The organism is Streptomyces antarcticus (assembly GCF_026627255.1).
In the GTDB taxonomy this organism is placed as follows: domain Bacteria; phylum Actinomycetota; class Actinomycetes; order Streptomycetales; family Streptomycetaceae; genus Streptomyces; species Streptomyces antarcticus.
The window spans coordinates 273,232-286,260 of the sequence record NZ_JAPNLM010000004.1 but is presented as its reverse complement, the minus strand read 5'-3'; the positions used below and the strand labels follow the sequence as shown (position 1 = coordinate 286,260).

The 13,029-nt window shown below is 73.0% G+C and carries 16 protein-coding genes and 1 riboswitch; of the genes, 8 read left to right on the top strand and 8 right to left on the bottom strand.

Annotated features, from left to right (window positions below):
* Nucleotides 1-128 precede the first annotated feature (128 nt).
* The 7 genes from OTB16_RS09290 to OTB16_RS09260 form a co-directional block, all read right to left on the bottom strand.
* On the bottom strand, nucleotides 129-443 hold the full coding sequence (locus OTB16_RS09290; protein WP_267719505.1) for a GNAT family N-acetyltransferase: 315 nt from the start codon (nucleotides 441-443) through the stop codon (nucleotides 129-131).
* Between the two features lie 501 nt (nucleotides 444-944).
* On the bottom strand, nucleotides 945-1,373 hold the full coding sequence (locus OTB16_RS09285; RefSeq protein ID WP_267719504.1) for a hypothetical protein: 429 nt from the start codon (nucleotides 1,371-1,373) through the stop codon (nucleotides 945-947).
* A 156-nt stretch (nucleotides 1,374-1,529) separates the two neighbouring features.
* Complete coding sequence (locus OTB16_RS09280; protein ID WP_267719503.1) at nucleotides 1,530-1,769, bottom strand: hypothetical protein; 240 nt, start codon at nucleotides 1,767-1,769, stop codon at nucleotides 1,530-1,532.
* 103 nt (nucleotides 1,770-1,872) lie between these two features.
* The gene (locus OTB16_RS09275; RefSeq protein WP_267719502.1) at nucleotides 1,873-2,265 is read right to left on the bottom strand and encodes a DUF3662 domain-containing protein; all 393 of its coding nucleotides are present in this window, start codon (nucleotides 2,263-2,265) and stop codon (nucleotides 1,873-1,875) included.
* Between the two features lie 136 nt (nucleotides 2,266-2,401).
* Complete coding sequence (locus OTB16_RS09270; protein ID WP_267719501.1) at nucleotides 2,402-2,728, bottom strand: hypothetical protein; 327 nt, start codon at nucleotides 2,726-2,728, stop codon at nucleotides 2,402-2,404.
* A 64-nt stretch (nucleotides 2,729-2,792) separates the two neighbouring features.
* Nucleotides 2,793-3,851, bottom strand: a complete 1,059-nt coding sequence (locus OTB16_RS09265) for a vWA domain-containing protein (protein ID WP_267719500.1) — start codon at nucleotides 3,849-3,851, stop codon at nucleotides 2,793-2,795.
* A 95-nt stretch (nucleotides 3,852-3,946) separates the two neighbouring features.
* Nucleotides 3,947-5,227, bottom strand: a complete 1,281-nt coding sequence (locus OTB16_RS09260) for a cation:proton antiporter (RefSeq protein WP_267719499.1) — start codon at nucleotides 5,225-5,227, stop codon at nucleotides 3,947-3,949.
* Between the two features lie 512 nt (nucleotides 5,228-5,739).
* Here OTB16_RS09260 and OTB16_RS09255 point away from each other — a divergent pair.
* The 6 genes from OTB16_RS09255 to OTB16_RS09230 all read left to right on the top strand — a co-directional run bounded on the left by OTB16_RS09255 (nucleotide 5,740) and on the right by OTB16_RS09230 (nucleotide 10,189).
* Nucleotides 5,740-5,970, top strand: coding sequence for a hypothetical protein (locus OTB16_RS09255; protein ID WP_267719498.1), 231 nt, complete (start codon nucleotides 5,740-5,742; stop codon nucleotides 5,968-5,970).
* A 14-nt stretch (nucleotides 5,971-5,984) separates the two neighbouring features.
* On the top strand, nucleotides 5,985-6,452 hold the full coding sequence (locus tag OTB16_RS09250; RefSeq protein WP_267719497.1) for a hypothetical protein: 468 nt from the start codon (nucleotides 5,985-5,987) through the stop codon (nucleotides 6,450-6,452).
* 64 nt (nucleotides 6,453-6,516) lie between these two features.
* Nucleotides 6,517-6,903, top strand: coding sequence for a TraR/DksA family transcriptional regulator (locus OTB16_RS09245; RefSeq protein ID WP_267719496.1), 387 nt, complete (start codon nucleotides 6,517-6,519; stop codon nucleotides 6,901-6,903).
* A gap of 71 nt (nucleotides 6,904-6,974) precedes the next feature.
* Nucleotides 6,975-7,155, top strand: a riboswitch (cobalamin riboswitch).
* A 30-nt stretch (nucleotides 7,156-7,185) separates the two neighbouring features.
* Entirely contained in the window at nucleotides 7,186-8,247 is a 1,062-nt protein-coding gene (locus tag OTB16_RS09240; RefSeq protein ID WP_267719495.1) for an ABC transporter substrate-binding protein, read from the top strand.
* Nucleotides 8,244-9,371, top strand: coding sequence for a FecCD family ABC transporter permease (locus tag OTB16_RS09235; protein WP_267840813.1), 1,128 nt, complete (start codon nucleotides 8,244-8,246; stop codon nucleotides 9,369-9,371). Before OTB16_RS09240 ends, OTB16_RS09235 begins: the two co-directional genes overlap by 4 nt.
* Nucleotides 9,368-10,189, top strand: coding sequence for an ABC transporter ATP-binding protein (locus tag OTB16_RS09230; protein ID WP_267719494.1), 822 nt, complete (start codon nucleotides 9,368-9,370; stop codon nucleotides 10,187-10,189). The genes OTB16_RS09235 and OTB16_RS09230 overlap by 4 nt, the downstream gene beginning before the upstream one ends.
* Nucleotides 10,190-10,230: 41 nt before the next feature.
* Here OTB16_RS09230 and OTB16_RS09225 read toward each other — a convergent pair whose 3' ends face one another.
* Nucleotides 10,231-10,956: a ribonuclease H family protein gene (locus tag OTB16_RS09225; protein ID WP_267719492.1), complete on the bottom strand. Its 726-nt coding sequence runs from the start codon at nucleotides 10,954-10,956 to the stop codon at nucleotides 10,231-10,233.
* Nucleotides 10,957-11,235: 279 nt separating this feature from the next.
* Between OTB16_RS09225 and OTB16_RS09220 the strand changes: the two genes are divergently transcribed.
* Both OTB16_RS09220 and OTB16_RS09215 read left to right on the top strand, forming a co-directional pair.
* Nucleotides 11,236-11,721, top strand: a complete 486-nt coding sequence (locus OTB16_RS09220) for a cation:proton antiporter regulatory subunit (protein WP_476470162.1) — start codon at nucleotides 11,236-11,238, stop codon at nucleotides 11,719-11,721.
* Between the two features lie 6 nt (nucleotides 11,722-11,727).
* Nucleotides 11,728-12,972, top strand: coding sequence for a cation:proton antiporter (locus tag OTB16_RS09215; RefSeq protein ID WP_267719490.1), 1,245 nt, complete (start codon nucleotides 11,728-11,730; stop codon nucleotides 12,970-12,972).
* The last annotated feature ends 57 nt before the right edge of the window (nucleotides 12,973-13,029 follow it).

Below are 13,029 nucleotides of genomic sequence, written 5' to 3'. Positions count from 1 at the left end.
CGCGGCGTGTACGGGACGCCCGGCGCACCGGAGGGCTGCCGGGACGCTTCCAGACGACGGGGATCTCGTTCCCGCGGGGACGAAGCGGTCGCCCGAGTCCTCGACGGGCCGGATCGGCCGGGAGCCGCTCAGAGGCCGAACTCCGCGCGGCGCGCCTCGGGCACCAGGTCCGCGTACTCCGGGTGCTTGCCGATCCACCCTCGGATGAACGGGCAGTACGGCAGGACGTCCAGGCTCCGCGCCCGGGCGTCGTCGAGGGCGCCGCGGGCGAGGAGCCCGCCCAGGCCGCGACCGGCGAAGCGCGGGTCGGTCTCGGTGTGGGTGAAGGCGATCCCGCCCCCGGAGAGGGAGTAGTCGGCGAAGCCCGCCGTCTCGGTGCCGTCCTCGCCGGCGAGGATCTCGTAACGGGACTTCTCGGGGCGGTCCACCACGCGTCGTTCCATGCCTGCTGCTCCTGCTGCCGTTGGTCGAGGGGGTGTGGGACGGATTCTGCCAGGGGCCGACCGGCCGACCGGCCGCCCCTCGTCGCCTGCACCGGCGCGCCGCCTGAAGAGGCCGAACTCCAGGTCGCGCGCCCTTATGGCACCAGTGCCGGGTGACGGTCCTCGCCGCTCGCGGCGGAGGCGGCGGTGAACCGGGCGTGCACGGGAGCGAGCGCGGGTGACGCGGGCCATCCGTCGACCGCGCGAGGAACTGCCAGTACCGCTACGCGTCGGCGGTGGCGGTGCCCCTCAGACGGGCCGGAGCCGGCGGCGCAGATCGCTTCCGCCCGCGCGCTCGGAGGCGTGGGCGTAGGGGCCGACCGGTGTGCCGCCAGGGGATGCGCCGTTGGCGGAGGCCGGCAGGAGGACGGCGGACACGGCTCTCGGCGTGCGCCCGCGGCACCGGAGACCCGGCGTGACGTGCGTCAGATCCGCTCACGGTCCGGCGTCCCGGGCCGGCCGTCAGAGTTCCGCGCGGGTCGCGGACTGGGCGGCGCGTACGGCGACGTTCGCCGCGTCCTGTACGAGCGGCGCGGTTTCGCGGCCGCCGTCGGTCAGGGTCCACCCGCACAGTGCCGCCCAGGCCAGGGCCGCCGAGGCCGCCTTGGCGCGCTCGGAACGCCGGGCCAGGAAGGTACCGAAGAGCAGGGCGTCCCCCGCGTCGACCGCGACCCGGCACAGTACGGCCGTACGCAGCGCGGCGCCCGCGGGGACCGTCACCATCGCGGCGCCGATGACCGCGTCCCGGACTCCCAGCGCCCGGATCAGCAGCGCGGAGGAACCGTGCTCGGGCAGCCCGCAGGGGCGGGCGAGAACGCGGGGGCTACAGGCGACCGCCACGCCGTATCCGAGGGTGGCCACGCCCATGGCCCTGGCCGCTGCGGTACGCATTTCGGATCACTCCGTTCGCTGGGCCCGGCCCGCCGGACGCGGGCTCGGTGCCGGGGCCCGCCTACCCCCGCCGACGGCGCCGAATCGCCGCGCCCGGGCTGACCGGGACGGGGCCCGGCCGGGGAAGGGAAGGGCGGGAGCGGGTACTCCGCGCTGTCAGCGGCCCCCGGAGTCCGACCGCTGTGACGTGTCCGGGCGGGCCTGCTCCTCGCGTCCGACGCCTGGCCCCTGTCGCTTGGCCGAGCTGCCCCCGGCATCCTCGTCGCCCTCGCTCGTCGGCGAGCGCCGTACGACGGCGTCGTCCGCCTGCTCGCGGGCCTCGCGGTCGCCGCTCTCGCCCACGGCCTCGGACGGTGTGGTCCGCGGGTGGCGGGGGGCCTTCTCGTGGTCTGCCATCTCGTCCTCCTTCTTCGGTCATGCTGTCGTCAGGCGACTACCCCGCCCCAGCGCCCTCAGACGCGTCGGCCGCCCGGCTCTCCTTTGCGAGCCGGCCGACGGATCAGTCGGGGAACGCGGTCGCCCTGATGTGCGGCATGGGCGCGCTGGAGATCCGGTACCGGGAGCCGGGCTCGAGCTCCGCGGGCCGGAGCCGGACCGCCAGGGGCCCGGCCCATTCGTAGCCGTGGTTTTCCCCGTGTCGTACGAGCGCATCGGTGAGCTGCAGCCCGATTCTCCGGGCGTGCCGGGCGATCTTCCGGTAGACGTCCGGGGGCAGGTCGATCTCGTAGGCGTTGGGCGCGATCACGCGGCAGCGGCTGCACACCACGGCCCGCTCGTCGCACTCGCGCTGCAGCGCCTGGACCAGTTCGACGGGCTCGCGGTGGCGGATCCGGTCCATGAGCGCGTCCTGCCAGCGCTCGACTGCGTCCTCCCAGCGACTCAAGGCATTCATGGTGCGCGTCTGCCCTCGGTACGCCGCCTTAGCCGGTACGAAGCCCGTTCCCGAGCCCGTTCCCGAGCTTGTTCCCGAGCTTGTTCCCGAGCTTGTTCCCGAGCCCGTTCCACGGCCGCGGACGCCGTACTTCCCGTCAGCCGGCAGCAGTTGTGCGACCGCCGGCGGACCGGGCGGCCGCGACCTTGGCCGGCCGCGCCCCGGAGCGGGCACGGCGGGCCGCCACGCGCAGCCGCAGCGCCACCCGATGGCGCCAGAGCGACGCGACGGTGAAGGACAGCAGGCCGCCGAACACGGCCAGGAGCATGAGGGAGACCCACATCCGGCGGCTTCCCGGATGCTGCCCGCCCTCCCAGGCGGCTCCCGCCGCCCAGAGGACGAGTCCCGCGGCGTACACGGTGCGGATGCGGCGCAGCTGCCGGACGGCGCGCGGGGCAAGGGGGGCGGGCCTCATCGATTCCATGGCGAGCGACTACCCCGAACCCGCGCCCGCTACCGGCACGGTTCGAAACACCTTCCCGTACGTCTCAGAGCATGATGAGCAGACGCGTCTTCGGCTTCAGCTTCCGGTTGACCGAACGGCTCTGGACGTAGACCTCCAGCTGGGGATTGCTCCCCGCCTTCACCGAGACGGTCCCCCGGACGCCCGTGCCGAACAGAAGACTGCGTGCCGCGTCCCCCGTGTACGCGCGGTCGGTGTCCTTCTCCACCACGATGACTTCCTTGTCCGGCTGCACCTGCACGCGGGTGCCCAACTGGTAGTAGCACGAGCCGCGTTCGTACGTGACGCCCGGATGCGAGTCGACGAAGGACCGTATCTCCGTTTCCGTGTCGACCTTCAGGAGCCGGTACTTGTCGGCCGGGACCGGCTCGAGGTTCGCCCGCACGTCGTCGATCGACAGGTCCTGGCCGACCGCGAACAGGTTCTTCGTACCGCGCACACCCTTCTCGCGGCCGCGCAGGAAGCTGGTGGCGGCGGCGCGCACCGTGCCGATCGCCTCCTTCACCCCCTCCTGGGAATCCGCGTCCCATATGGCGATGTTTCCGGCCGGGAAACCGTAGTTCTGGGCGGTTCGCTTCGCCAGGGAGTTCGGGACGAGGATCGCGGAAGTCCAGTGGTCCGGGAGTGCCCCCATCCGTGCCGCGATCCTGTCGAGCCAGGGGCCGAGGACCGTCATGTCGCCGTCGTGCCGCCTAGAGCCTCCGGAGGCGTTCTCCTCGCCGTCCGTCACCACGATCTGGAGGAAACTGTGCTCGCCGTACTCCTCCCAGATGTGGTCCAGGTCGTCCAGGGATTTCAGCGAGGCTTCGATGAGGGCGGTGGCGCCGTTGTTGACCTTGTACAGGCCCCGCATGGACGGCAGGTGCTTCACGTCCATGTCCCAGACGAGGTTTTCCACCCTGTGGTCGAAAGAGTAGAGGCTGATCCGGGTCTCATGACCGAGCTTGTCCGACTCCGCTTTCAAACCAGCCACGAACTCGTCCACGACGCGAATGAGTTGGCTCTCGTGCGGGCGCATGGAACCCGAAGCGTCCACGACCAGCGCGACGTGATTCACCTTGTGCTGGATTCTTTTTGCGGACATGTTCCTGCTCCTTCTCCACGGCTCCCCGAGTGATGTATCCACACTATGGGGAGCCACTGACAACGGAGCCTTACGGACGATCACCCGGAATTCCCTCAGCCCGCCCGCCCCGGGGCCGGGTCGCCGCCAGAGCCCTCCGCGTCGTCGAGCCGTGCCGTGACGGGGGTGGCCGCGACACCGTGCAGGAGTACCGAGAGCAGCACGGTGAAGGTGACCACGGCCCACAACTCCCGCGCCGGGGCCGCGAAGTCCGCCTCGCCCAGCGCGTACGCCAGGTAGAAGAAGGAGCCGATGCCCCGGATGCCGAAGACGGCGATGGCGGCCCGTTCCCTGCCCGTGGCCGCGCCCCGCGCCTGGACGGCCCATCCCACGGCCGGGCGGATCACCAGGAAGAGCAGCAGTCCCAGGAGGGCTCCGCGCCAGGTCAGGGCCGCGAGGCCGCCGTCGGCGATGAAGCCGCCGACGAGGAAGAGGACGACCGCGGTGAGGAGCCGCTCTATCTGGTCGGTGAAGGCGTGCATGACGCGGTGGTAGCCGTGGTCGCGTTCGGCGCCGCGGATCGTGCAGGCGGCCACGAACACGGCGAGGAACCCGTAGCCGTGGAGCAGCTCGGTCAGCCCGTACGCGGTGAAGGTCGCGGCGAGGGCGACGAAGCCCTCGCGGTGTTCGGAGAGCCGCAGCGCCTTCCAGGAGGCCTGGAAGAACATCCAGCCGAGCAGTCGGCCGACGACCACCCCCACCAGCAGCCCCACCGTGCTGCGTACGAGTACGTCGCTCCAGGCCCAATGCCAGAGCCCCTCCGTGGACCAGCCGGTCGCGGAGGACGCCGTGAGGGCGATGGCGGCCAGGACGAAGGGGAAGGCGAGTCCGTCGTTGAGGCCGGCCTCGCTGGTCAGCGCGAAGCGGACCTCGTCCTCGTCGTCCTTCTCGTCGGTCGGCTCACCCACGCGCACTTCGGCGGCCAGGACCGGGTCCGTGGGCGCGAGAGCGGCGGCCACCAGCAGCGCGACGGCCGGAGGCCATCCCAGGAGCCACCCCGCGGCGGCCGCCGTGAGCAGGATGGTGAGCGGCATGGCCAGACCCAGCAGCCGCCACGTAGTCGACCAGGCCCGCAGGCCCGGCGGCCGGTTGATGGCCAGCCCCGCACCCATCAGCGCCACCACGACACAGGCCTCCGTGAGGTGCTCCACCACACCCCGGTGCCGGACGGGGTCGAGCTCCGGGAGCACGTCCAGCGGCAGCAGGAACACCAGGAATCCGGCGGCGAGGAACACCATGGGCAGGGACACGGGCCGTTTCGCCAGAGCCGTCGGCAGCACCGCCGCGCAGAGGGCTCCCAGCCCCGCGCATGCGTACACCACGTCGATTCCCGTCAATCCGACCACCACTCCTGTACGTGTGCGTATCGATCGTCACTCGCCTACCCGATCCGGGTCGCGGAACCTCGCCGGACCGACCCCTGCCAGGTCAGGCGGGGCGACCGCAGAAGGGAGCGCGAGTGCCGTGGCAAGGGATCGGCTCCTCGTGGTGCCCGGTGTTTCCGAAGTGCCGGTCCCGGTGGAACTCGGGGCGTCCTCGAGAACAAATTCCGCCGGTAAACCGGGTGACGCCGGGGATTTCCCCGCCGCCCTTCCCTTTTCCCCATTCCATGCCGTGATTCGATGCCGTGCGCGGCGGATTACGTGTTCCGCTCGAGCTCCGCCTGCCCCGCACCCGGAGACTCATTCACGCGCACCCGTTCGGCCCGCCACCTGCCAAATTGGGGGAGCGGCCCGCGGGCGTGCTTTGCTCGTCCTCGCGTGGGCACACTCCACGGGACCCGCGGTACGACATCCGGGCACCTGGCCGCCGCCGGTCAGGGCCGGGTGCGAACGAGGAGGAGAGCTTCATGGCAGACGACCGCCAGTCCGCTCGGCGCGGCCCCGAAGGCCCCGCCGACATGGACGACACCGACGACACCGGCGTCGCCGGGCAGAACCGCGACGCGCTCGCCACGAGCGATGAGGACGCGTTCGCCGCGAGCGATAAGAACGAGCTCCTCGACGAGGACGCCAAGAATATCCTCGAGGGACGCCGGCACCCCCTCAAGGACCTCGATCCGGAACAGGTCGGCAAGTAGGGAGGCGGGGCGCGATGGCGAACGCACGGATCAGCCCTGGGCGGCGCTGGGCGGAGGACCTGTCCGCGCCCCGGCGGGCGGCGCGGGGAGCCGTCCGCTCCCTGCCCCGGCCGTCAGAACTCGGCCCCCGCCTGCGGAAGTGGACCCGGGCCGCCGTTGCCCGCGGCGGGCCCCACGGCCGGACCGCGGGCGGCGTCGCCGTGTGCGCGACCGCCGGGGAGCCGCGGTCGTACGCCGGGCGGTCCGGCGCCGCCGGGGCGGCGGTCACCGGCCGGGCGCCGTGCGCGGACGCCCTGCCCGACGGCGCCGACGGCCGGCGCGAGCGGGCCCGCCGGGCGGTCGCGTCCCACACCAGCGGGCGCGACGGCCTGGCCGCGCTCCTGGACATGCTGGCCCTGCACCCCGGGCAGGACAGGACCCAGGAACGGGACGACACCGCTCCCGGCGCCGCCGGGGACCTCCCCGCCTCCGACGACGGATAGGGCTCACGTCCGCGACGCGCGTACGCCGGGGAATGCGCGCACGGGCGGCGGCGTTATCGCACACATGGACGATTCGGCCCGTGGTGAGCCCTCTCGGTACGGATACGCGTCCGCCCGCGCGCGGCTGGCCGCGGACCGCGCCGACACCCTCGCGCGGACCGCGGCGCTGATCCGCGACTTCGACGGGATCGTCGCGGCGAACGCCCTGGTGGCGGTGGACGACGAGCACGACCCCGAGGGTTCGAGCACCGCCTTCGAGCGGGCCCACGTCGCCGCCCTGCTGGCCCGAGCGCGAGAACACCTGGACGACGTCGACCAGGCACAGGAACGGCTCGTCCGCGGGGACTACGGGCGGTGCGAGAGGTGCGGCGAACCGATCCCGGCGGAGCGCATGGAGGCACGCCCGACCGCCACCACGTGCGTGCCCTGCGCTCCCTCCGGCCCCCGCTGACGCGGACACCGGGGCAGGGGCGGGCGGGGTGCGCGGTGCTCCGCGGCATACCCTTTGTGCCGCCGGGCCGACGGAACGTAATATCACCTGGTCATCACCGCGACGGGAGACAGGAAGCCGGTGCGATTCCGGCACGGTCCCGCCACTGTGACCGGGGAGTACCCCCCTTGTGCGAGCTGCCGCGCCCGTCGCGGCAGGGCAGGGGGACGAGGACCCGGGAGTCAGGACACTGGCCTGTCGCGGGCCCGATCCGAGGAGCGCGGACTCCGCAGGAGGCTCTACGTGTACGACGTCATGCCCCGCCCCCCTTTCTCTCCCCCGTCCGCCCGGCGCCGCCGCGCCCTGCGCGCGGCCGCCGCGGCCCTGGCCCTGTCCACCGCCGTACTGACCGGCTGCGGTACGCCGAAGGACGGTCCCGACACCGCGCAACCGTCCGGCACTCCGGGCTCGTCCGGCGCGCCGGCGCAGGGGTTCCCCGTCACGGTCGACAACTGCGGCACGCGGACCACGTACGACAAGGCGCCCGCCCGCGTCGTCACCATCCACCAGCACCCCGCCGAACTGATGCTGTCGCTCGGGCTGAAGGACCGGATGGTCGGCACCGCGTTCCCCGACTCGGCCGTCCTGCCCGAGTTGAAGAAGGACTTCGAGGCCGTTCCGGAGCTGGCGGAGAAGGAACCCTCCTTCGAGGCCGTCCTCGACGCCGATCCCGACTTCGTCTACGGCGGCTACGGCAGCGCGTTCGCCGAGAAGGAGGGCCGCTCCCGCAAGGCGTTCGGCGACGCCGGCATCAACACCTACCTGAACCGCGAATACTGCGGGAAGAAGCAGGTGACCATGGAGGACACCTACGACGAGATCCGGACCGTCGCCGGCGTCTTCGGCATCGCGGAACGGGGCGACAAGCTGGTCGCCGACCTCCGGGGACGCGTCAGCAGGACCACCGAAGCGGTCAAGGACGCACCCGTCGTACCAGTCTTCGTCTACGACAGCGGCGACAAGTCGGCGTTCACCGCGGGCGGCAAGGGCCTCGGCACGGAGATCATCAAACTCGCCGGCGGACGGAACGTCTTCGCGGACCTCGACGATGTCTTCGGTGACGTCTCCTGGGAGCAGGTCGTCGACCGGAAGCCGGAGGTGATCGCCATCTACGACTACGCGGGCACCGGCAGCGTCGAGCAGAAGAAGGAGTTCCTCCTCTCCCAGCCCGCGCTCGCCGACGTACCGGCGATCAAGAACAAGCGGTTCGTGGTGGTGCCGCTGACCTCGACCCTGGTCGGCGTCAGGCCACCGTACGCCGTCGAGGAGCTGGCGCGCGGGCTGCACCCCGAGCGGCTCCGGTGACCGCCGCCTCGCCCTCACCCGCCAAAGCGGCTCCCCCCGCTCTCCCCGCCGGACGCGACGTCCGCGGCGCGGACCGGCCGCGGCGCTGGTCCTTCGTCGTGACCCTCACGGTCCTCGGCGGCCTGCTCCTGGCCTCCGCCACCGCGGGCATGGCCATCGGGTCGGTGCACGTGCCGCCCGGTGACGTGTGGGGCATCGTGACGCACGCGCTGGGCGCCGACCGGTCCGAGCCGGCCTGGTCACGGGCGCGGGAGACGATCGTGCTGGACGTACGGGCCCCGCGGGTGCTCCTCGGAGCGGTGACCGGCGCCGGGCTCGCCGTGATCGGGACCGCCATGCAGGCCTTGGTCCGCAACCCGCTCGCGGAGCCGTACCTGCTGGGAGTCTCGTCCGGGGCCTCCCTGGGCGCCGTCGCGGTGATCGTCTTCGGCGTGAGCCTGTTCGGCCCGCTGTCGCTGTCGGTCGCCGCCTTCGCCGGCGCGCTGCTGACGCTGCTGCTGGTCTATTCGACGGCCCGCGCCGGCGGGCGCATCACCTCGGTACGGCTGGTGCTGTCGGGCGTGGCGATGGCAGCGGTCCTCACGGCGTTGACGAACATGCTGCTGCTGACCTCCGGCCGGGGCAACGAGGCTCGGGCCGTCCTGGCCTGGACCCTGGGGGGACTGGGCGGCGTCCAGTGGGACACCCTGTGGCTGCCGGGCGCGGCCCTGCTCCTGGGCATCGCCGTCCTCCTGGTCCAGGCACGCTCGCTGAACCTGCTGCTGGCCGGCGAGGAGGCCGCGACGAGCATGGGGCTGGACGTGGCCCGGTTCCGGGGCCGGATGTTCGTCCTGCTGTCGCTGGTGACCGGTGTCCTGGTCGCCGCGGCGGGGCCCATCGGGTTCGTGGGGCTGATGCTGCCGCACGTCGTGCGCCTCTTCGTCGGCGGCGACCACCGCCGTGTGCTTCCGGCGGCCGCGCTCGCCGGCGCGGTGTTCCTGGTCTGGGCCGACATCGCGGCGCGGACCGTCGCCGCGCCCATGGAGATCCCCGTGGGAGTGCTGACGGCGCTCTGCGGCGGGCCGTTCTTCCTGTGGATGATGCGCCGCGACGCCCGCCGCGCCACGAGCCGAGGAGTGGCATGAGCGGCGCCGAACTGACCGTCGAGGCAGTCACCCTCACCGCCGGCGCACACCACCTGGTGCGTGACGTGTCGCTGACCGCCCGTCCCGGAGAGGTGGTCGGCCTGGTCGGGCCCAACGGCAGCGGCAAGTCCAGCCTCCTGCGCACGGTCTACCGCGTGCTGCGGCCCGACGCCGGCAGCGTGCGCGTGGACGGCGCGGACGCCTGGACCCTGCCGGTACGGCGGCTCTCCCGCACCGTGGCCGCCGTGGTGCAGGACGCGGGCGCCGACTTCGACCTGACCGTACGGGAGGTGGTCTCGATGGGCCGCACCCCGCACAAGCGGCTGCTCGACGGCGACAGCGCCGAGGACGCCTCGATCGTCGCGTGGGCCCTCGACGCAGTGGATGCGACCGCACTGGCCGACCGCTCCTTCGACCGGCTCTCCGGCGGCGAACGCCAACGCGTGCTCATCGCGCGTGCGCTGGCCCAGCAGCCCGCCCTGCTGGTGCTCGACGAACCGACCAACCACCTCGACATCCGGCACCAGTTGGAGGTGCTCGGGCTGCTGCGGCAGCTGCCCGCCACGGTCCTCGTGGCCCTGCACGACCTGAACCTCGCCGCGTACTACTGCGACCGGCTCTACGTCCTGTGCGACGGGGCGGTGACCGCCTCCGGACCGCCCGGGGAAGTGCTGACGGCAGAGCTCCTGGCCGACGTGTACGGGGTGGCGGCCGAAGTCGGCGTGCACCCGCGGACGGGCGCGGCCCAGGTGTCCTTCCTCCCGGGGGCCCCGGCCGCCCGGGCCGGCGCGGGGGTGGGGGACTCCGCCGGGCCGTGAGCGTACGGAAGCGCTACGGGCCGCGCGGTGCGCGGGCGGCCCTACGCCTCCGGCCCGGCCGTGCCGACCGCGTTGGCGGCGGCGCAGTCCGGGTGGCCCCAGCGCTTGCCGTTGTTGGCGATCAGCTCACCGGCCGCGTACGTCTTCCCGCACGGGCAGGTTCCCGGGAACTTGGCCTTGATCGACCGCGGTTGTCCGCTCCCCGCCGACGCCCCGGCCGACGGCTTCGCGCGCGCCGGCGCCCCCTTGGCACGCGAGGGCGTGCTGCGGGCCGGTGCGGGTTGCGGCATGTCCGCGTCGCCGAGGGCGGTCCCGGCGGCCTGCTGGGAGACGGCGGCGGCGCTCGCGGCCTGGTCCGCGATCGCGTTCAGGTGGTCGCCGTCCGCGCGGTGGGCCGGCACGTACACGAACGTCACGTCTCGGTCCCCGAGCAGCAGGTCGATCGCCTCGACGAGCTCGCGGTTGGCGACGGGCTGGCCCGACGACGTCTTCCACCCGTTGCGCTTCCAGGCCGGAAGCCACTGCGTGACGGCCTTCATGGCGTACTGGGAGTCCATGCGCACCTCCACGGAGGCGCCCGGGACCACGGCTTCCAGGAGACGCTGCAGGGCGGTCAGTTCCCCGACGTTGTTCGTGGCGCGGCCCAGCGGCCCGGCCTCCCAGCGTTCGGGGCGGCCTTCCGCGTCGGCGATGACCCAGGCCCAGGCGGCGGGCCCCGGGTTCCCCTTGGCCGCTCCGTCACAGGCGGCGATGATGCGATCAGACATCCCCCGATCATGCCCCATCCGCGGTCCGGCAGATACCCACCCGATCGGGGCCCGCGGGCCGAGCGGGCCCGACGCGGCACAAGTCGGTGACGGGGCCGGGGAGCAGGAGGACCGCCGGCCAACCCTGCCGGTCGGGCCCGGGCTTGTCCATCCGTGCCGGCACCCACACCCCCTCCCCGTTCCAGGATGACACCATGGACCCGCGCCCGCGGCGGTTCCCGCCGCGTACCGGCCCGGCGACGCACCACAAGTCGAACAGATCAAGAGGGGGACAGAGCTGTGCCTGCTCCACGGATGAGCACCACACCGCTGCCCGGCATCGGTGTCCAGTACGACCTCACGACCCGGGAACACCGGCACATGTCGGTGGTCGCGCACCGGGACGGAACCCGGACGGTCAACGTCTACCGCTCCGACGACCCCGACGCCTGCGCCCAGTCGCTGCACCTGACGGGCGCGGAGACGGCCTCGCTGATCGACGCGCTGATGCCGGCGCACCACAGCCCGAACGTCCTGCACACCACCGACCTCGGGCTGGTCGCCGAACGGATCGAGCTGTCCGCGCACTCGCACTGGAACGGACGGGTGCTGGGCGAGACCCGGATGCGCACCGAGACCGGGGTCTCGGTGGTGGCCGTGCTGCGCCGTGCCGAGGCCCGGCCCTCGCCCGCGCCGGACTTCCGGCTCGCCGGCGGGGACACCCTCATCGTGATCGGCACCCGCGAGGGCGTCGACGCGGCGGCCACGATACTCGGACGGGAGTGACCGCCTGTGCACTCTGCTCTCTTCCTCATCGAGTTCGGCGCGATCATCCTCGGCCTGGGTCTGCTGGGCCGACTGGCCGGCCGCTTCCGCTTCTCCCCGATCCCCCTGTACCTGCTGGCCGGTCTGGCGTTCGGCACGGGCGGGCTGCTGCCGCTGGGCGCCAGTGAGGAGTTCGTCGCGATCGGCGCCGAGATCGGCGTCATCCTGCTCCTGCTGATGCTGGGCCTGGAGTACACCGCCAGCGACCTGGTGTCGAACCTCAAGACCCAGTACCCGGCCGGTCTGGTCGACTTCGCCCTGAACGCCGTACCGGGTGCGGTGGCCGCGCTGCTGATGGGCTGGGGCCCGGTCGCCGCCGTGGTCCTGGCCGGAGTCACCTGGATCTCGTCCTCCGGCGTCATCGCCAAGGTCATGGGGGACCTCGGCCGCGTCGGCAACCGCGAGACCCCGGTGATCCTCAGCATCCTGGTCCTCGAGGACCTGGCCATGGCCGTCTACCTGCCGATCATCACCGCGCTGCTCGCCGGTGTGAGCCTGGCCGCGGGCAGCCTCACCCTGGCCATCGCGCTCGGTGTCGCGGGCGCCGTGCTCTTCGTGGCGGTCCGGTACGGGCGGCTGATCTCCCGGTTCGTCTCCAGCGACGACCCCGAGAAGCTCCTGCTCGTCGTGCTCGGCCTGACCCTGCTGGTGGCCGGCGTCGCACAGCAGCTCCAGGTGTCCGCCGCGGTCGGCGCGTTCCTGGTCGGCATCGCCCTCTCCGGGGAGGTCGCCGAGGGCACGCACACACTGCTCAGCCCGCTGCGCGACCTGTTCGCCGCCGTGTTCTTCGTCTTCTTCGGCCTGCACACCGACCCGGCCAGCATCCCGCCCGTCCTGTTGCCGGCGCTCGCGCTCGCCGTGGTCACCGCGGGTACGAAGATCGCGACCGGGTACTGGGCCGCGAAGCGGGCCGGGATCGGGGTCAAGGGGCGCTGGCGGGCCGGCGGCACGCTGGTCGCCCGCGGCGAGTTCTCCATCGTCATCGCGGGGCTCGCCGTCACGGCGGGCATCGAACCGGCGCTGGGCCCCCTCGCCACCGCGTACGTCCTCATCCTGGTGGTGGTCGGTCCGCTGACCGCGCGCTACACCGAGCCCGTGGCCGCCTGGGTCTCCGCGCGGCGCGCGCCCCCGGCGCCCGTGCCCGCGGCCGTGCCGTCTCCGGCCAAGTCCCCCGAGGCGGTCCAGGACCAGGACCCGGCCGGCCGGACCTGATCCACTGACGGCGGCCGCCGGCCGCCGGCCCCGGCCCCGGGAGCCGGGAGCCGGGAC

Bases quoted from the DNA above. Each gene is read 5' to 3' on its own strand.
- OTB16_RS09290 (WP_267719505.1), bottom strand. From the start codon at position 443: ATGGAACGACGCGTGGTGGACCGCCCCGAGAAGTCCCGTTACGAGATC.
- OTB16_RS09285 (WP_267719504.1), bottom strand. From the start codon at position 1,373: ATGCGTACCGCAGCGGCCAGGGCCATGGGCGTGGCCACCCTCGGATAC.
- OTB16_RS09280 (WP_267719503.1), bottom strand. From the start codon at position 1,769: ATGGCAGACCACGAGAAGGCCCCCCGCCACCCGCGGACCACACCGTCC.
- OTB16_RS09275 (WP_267719502.1), bottom strand. From the start codon at position 2,265: ATGAATGCCTTGAGTCGCTGGGAGGACGCAGTCGAGCGCTGGCAGGAC.
- OTB16_RS09270 (WP_267719501.1), bottom strand. From the start codon at position 2,728: ATGGAATCGATGAGGCCCGCCCCCCTTGCCCCGCGCGCCGTCCGGCAG.
- OTB16_RS09265 (WP_267719500.1), bottom strand. From the start codon at position 3,851: ATGTCCGCAAAAAGAATCCAGCACAAGGTGAATCACGTCGCGCTGGTC.
- OTB16_RS09255 (WP_267719498.1), top strand. From the start codon at position 5,740: ATGGCAGACGACCGCCAGTCCGCTCGGCGCGGCCCCGAAGGCCCCGCC.
- OTB16_RS09250 (WP_267719497.1), top strand. From the start codon at position 5,985: ATGGCGAACGCACGGATCAGCCCTGGGCGGCGCTGGGCGGAGGACCTG.
- OTB16_RS09245 (WP_267719496.1), top strand. From the start codon at position 6,517: ATGGACGATTCGGCCCGTGGTGAGCCCTCTCGGTACGGATACGCGTCC.
- OTB16_RS09230 (WP_267719494.1), top strand. From the start codon at position 9,368: ATGAGCGGCGCCGAACTGACCGTCGAGGCAGTCACCCTCACCGCCGGC.
- OTB16_RS09225 (WP_267719492.1), bottom strand. From the start codon at position 10,956: ATGTCTGATCGCATCATCGCCGCCTGTGACGGAGCGGCCAAGGGGAAC.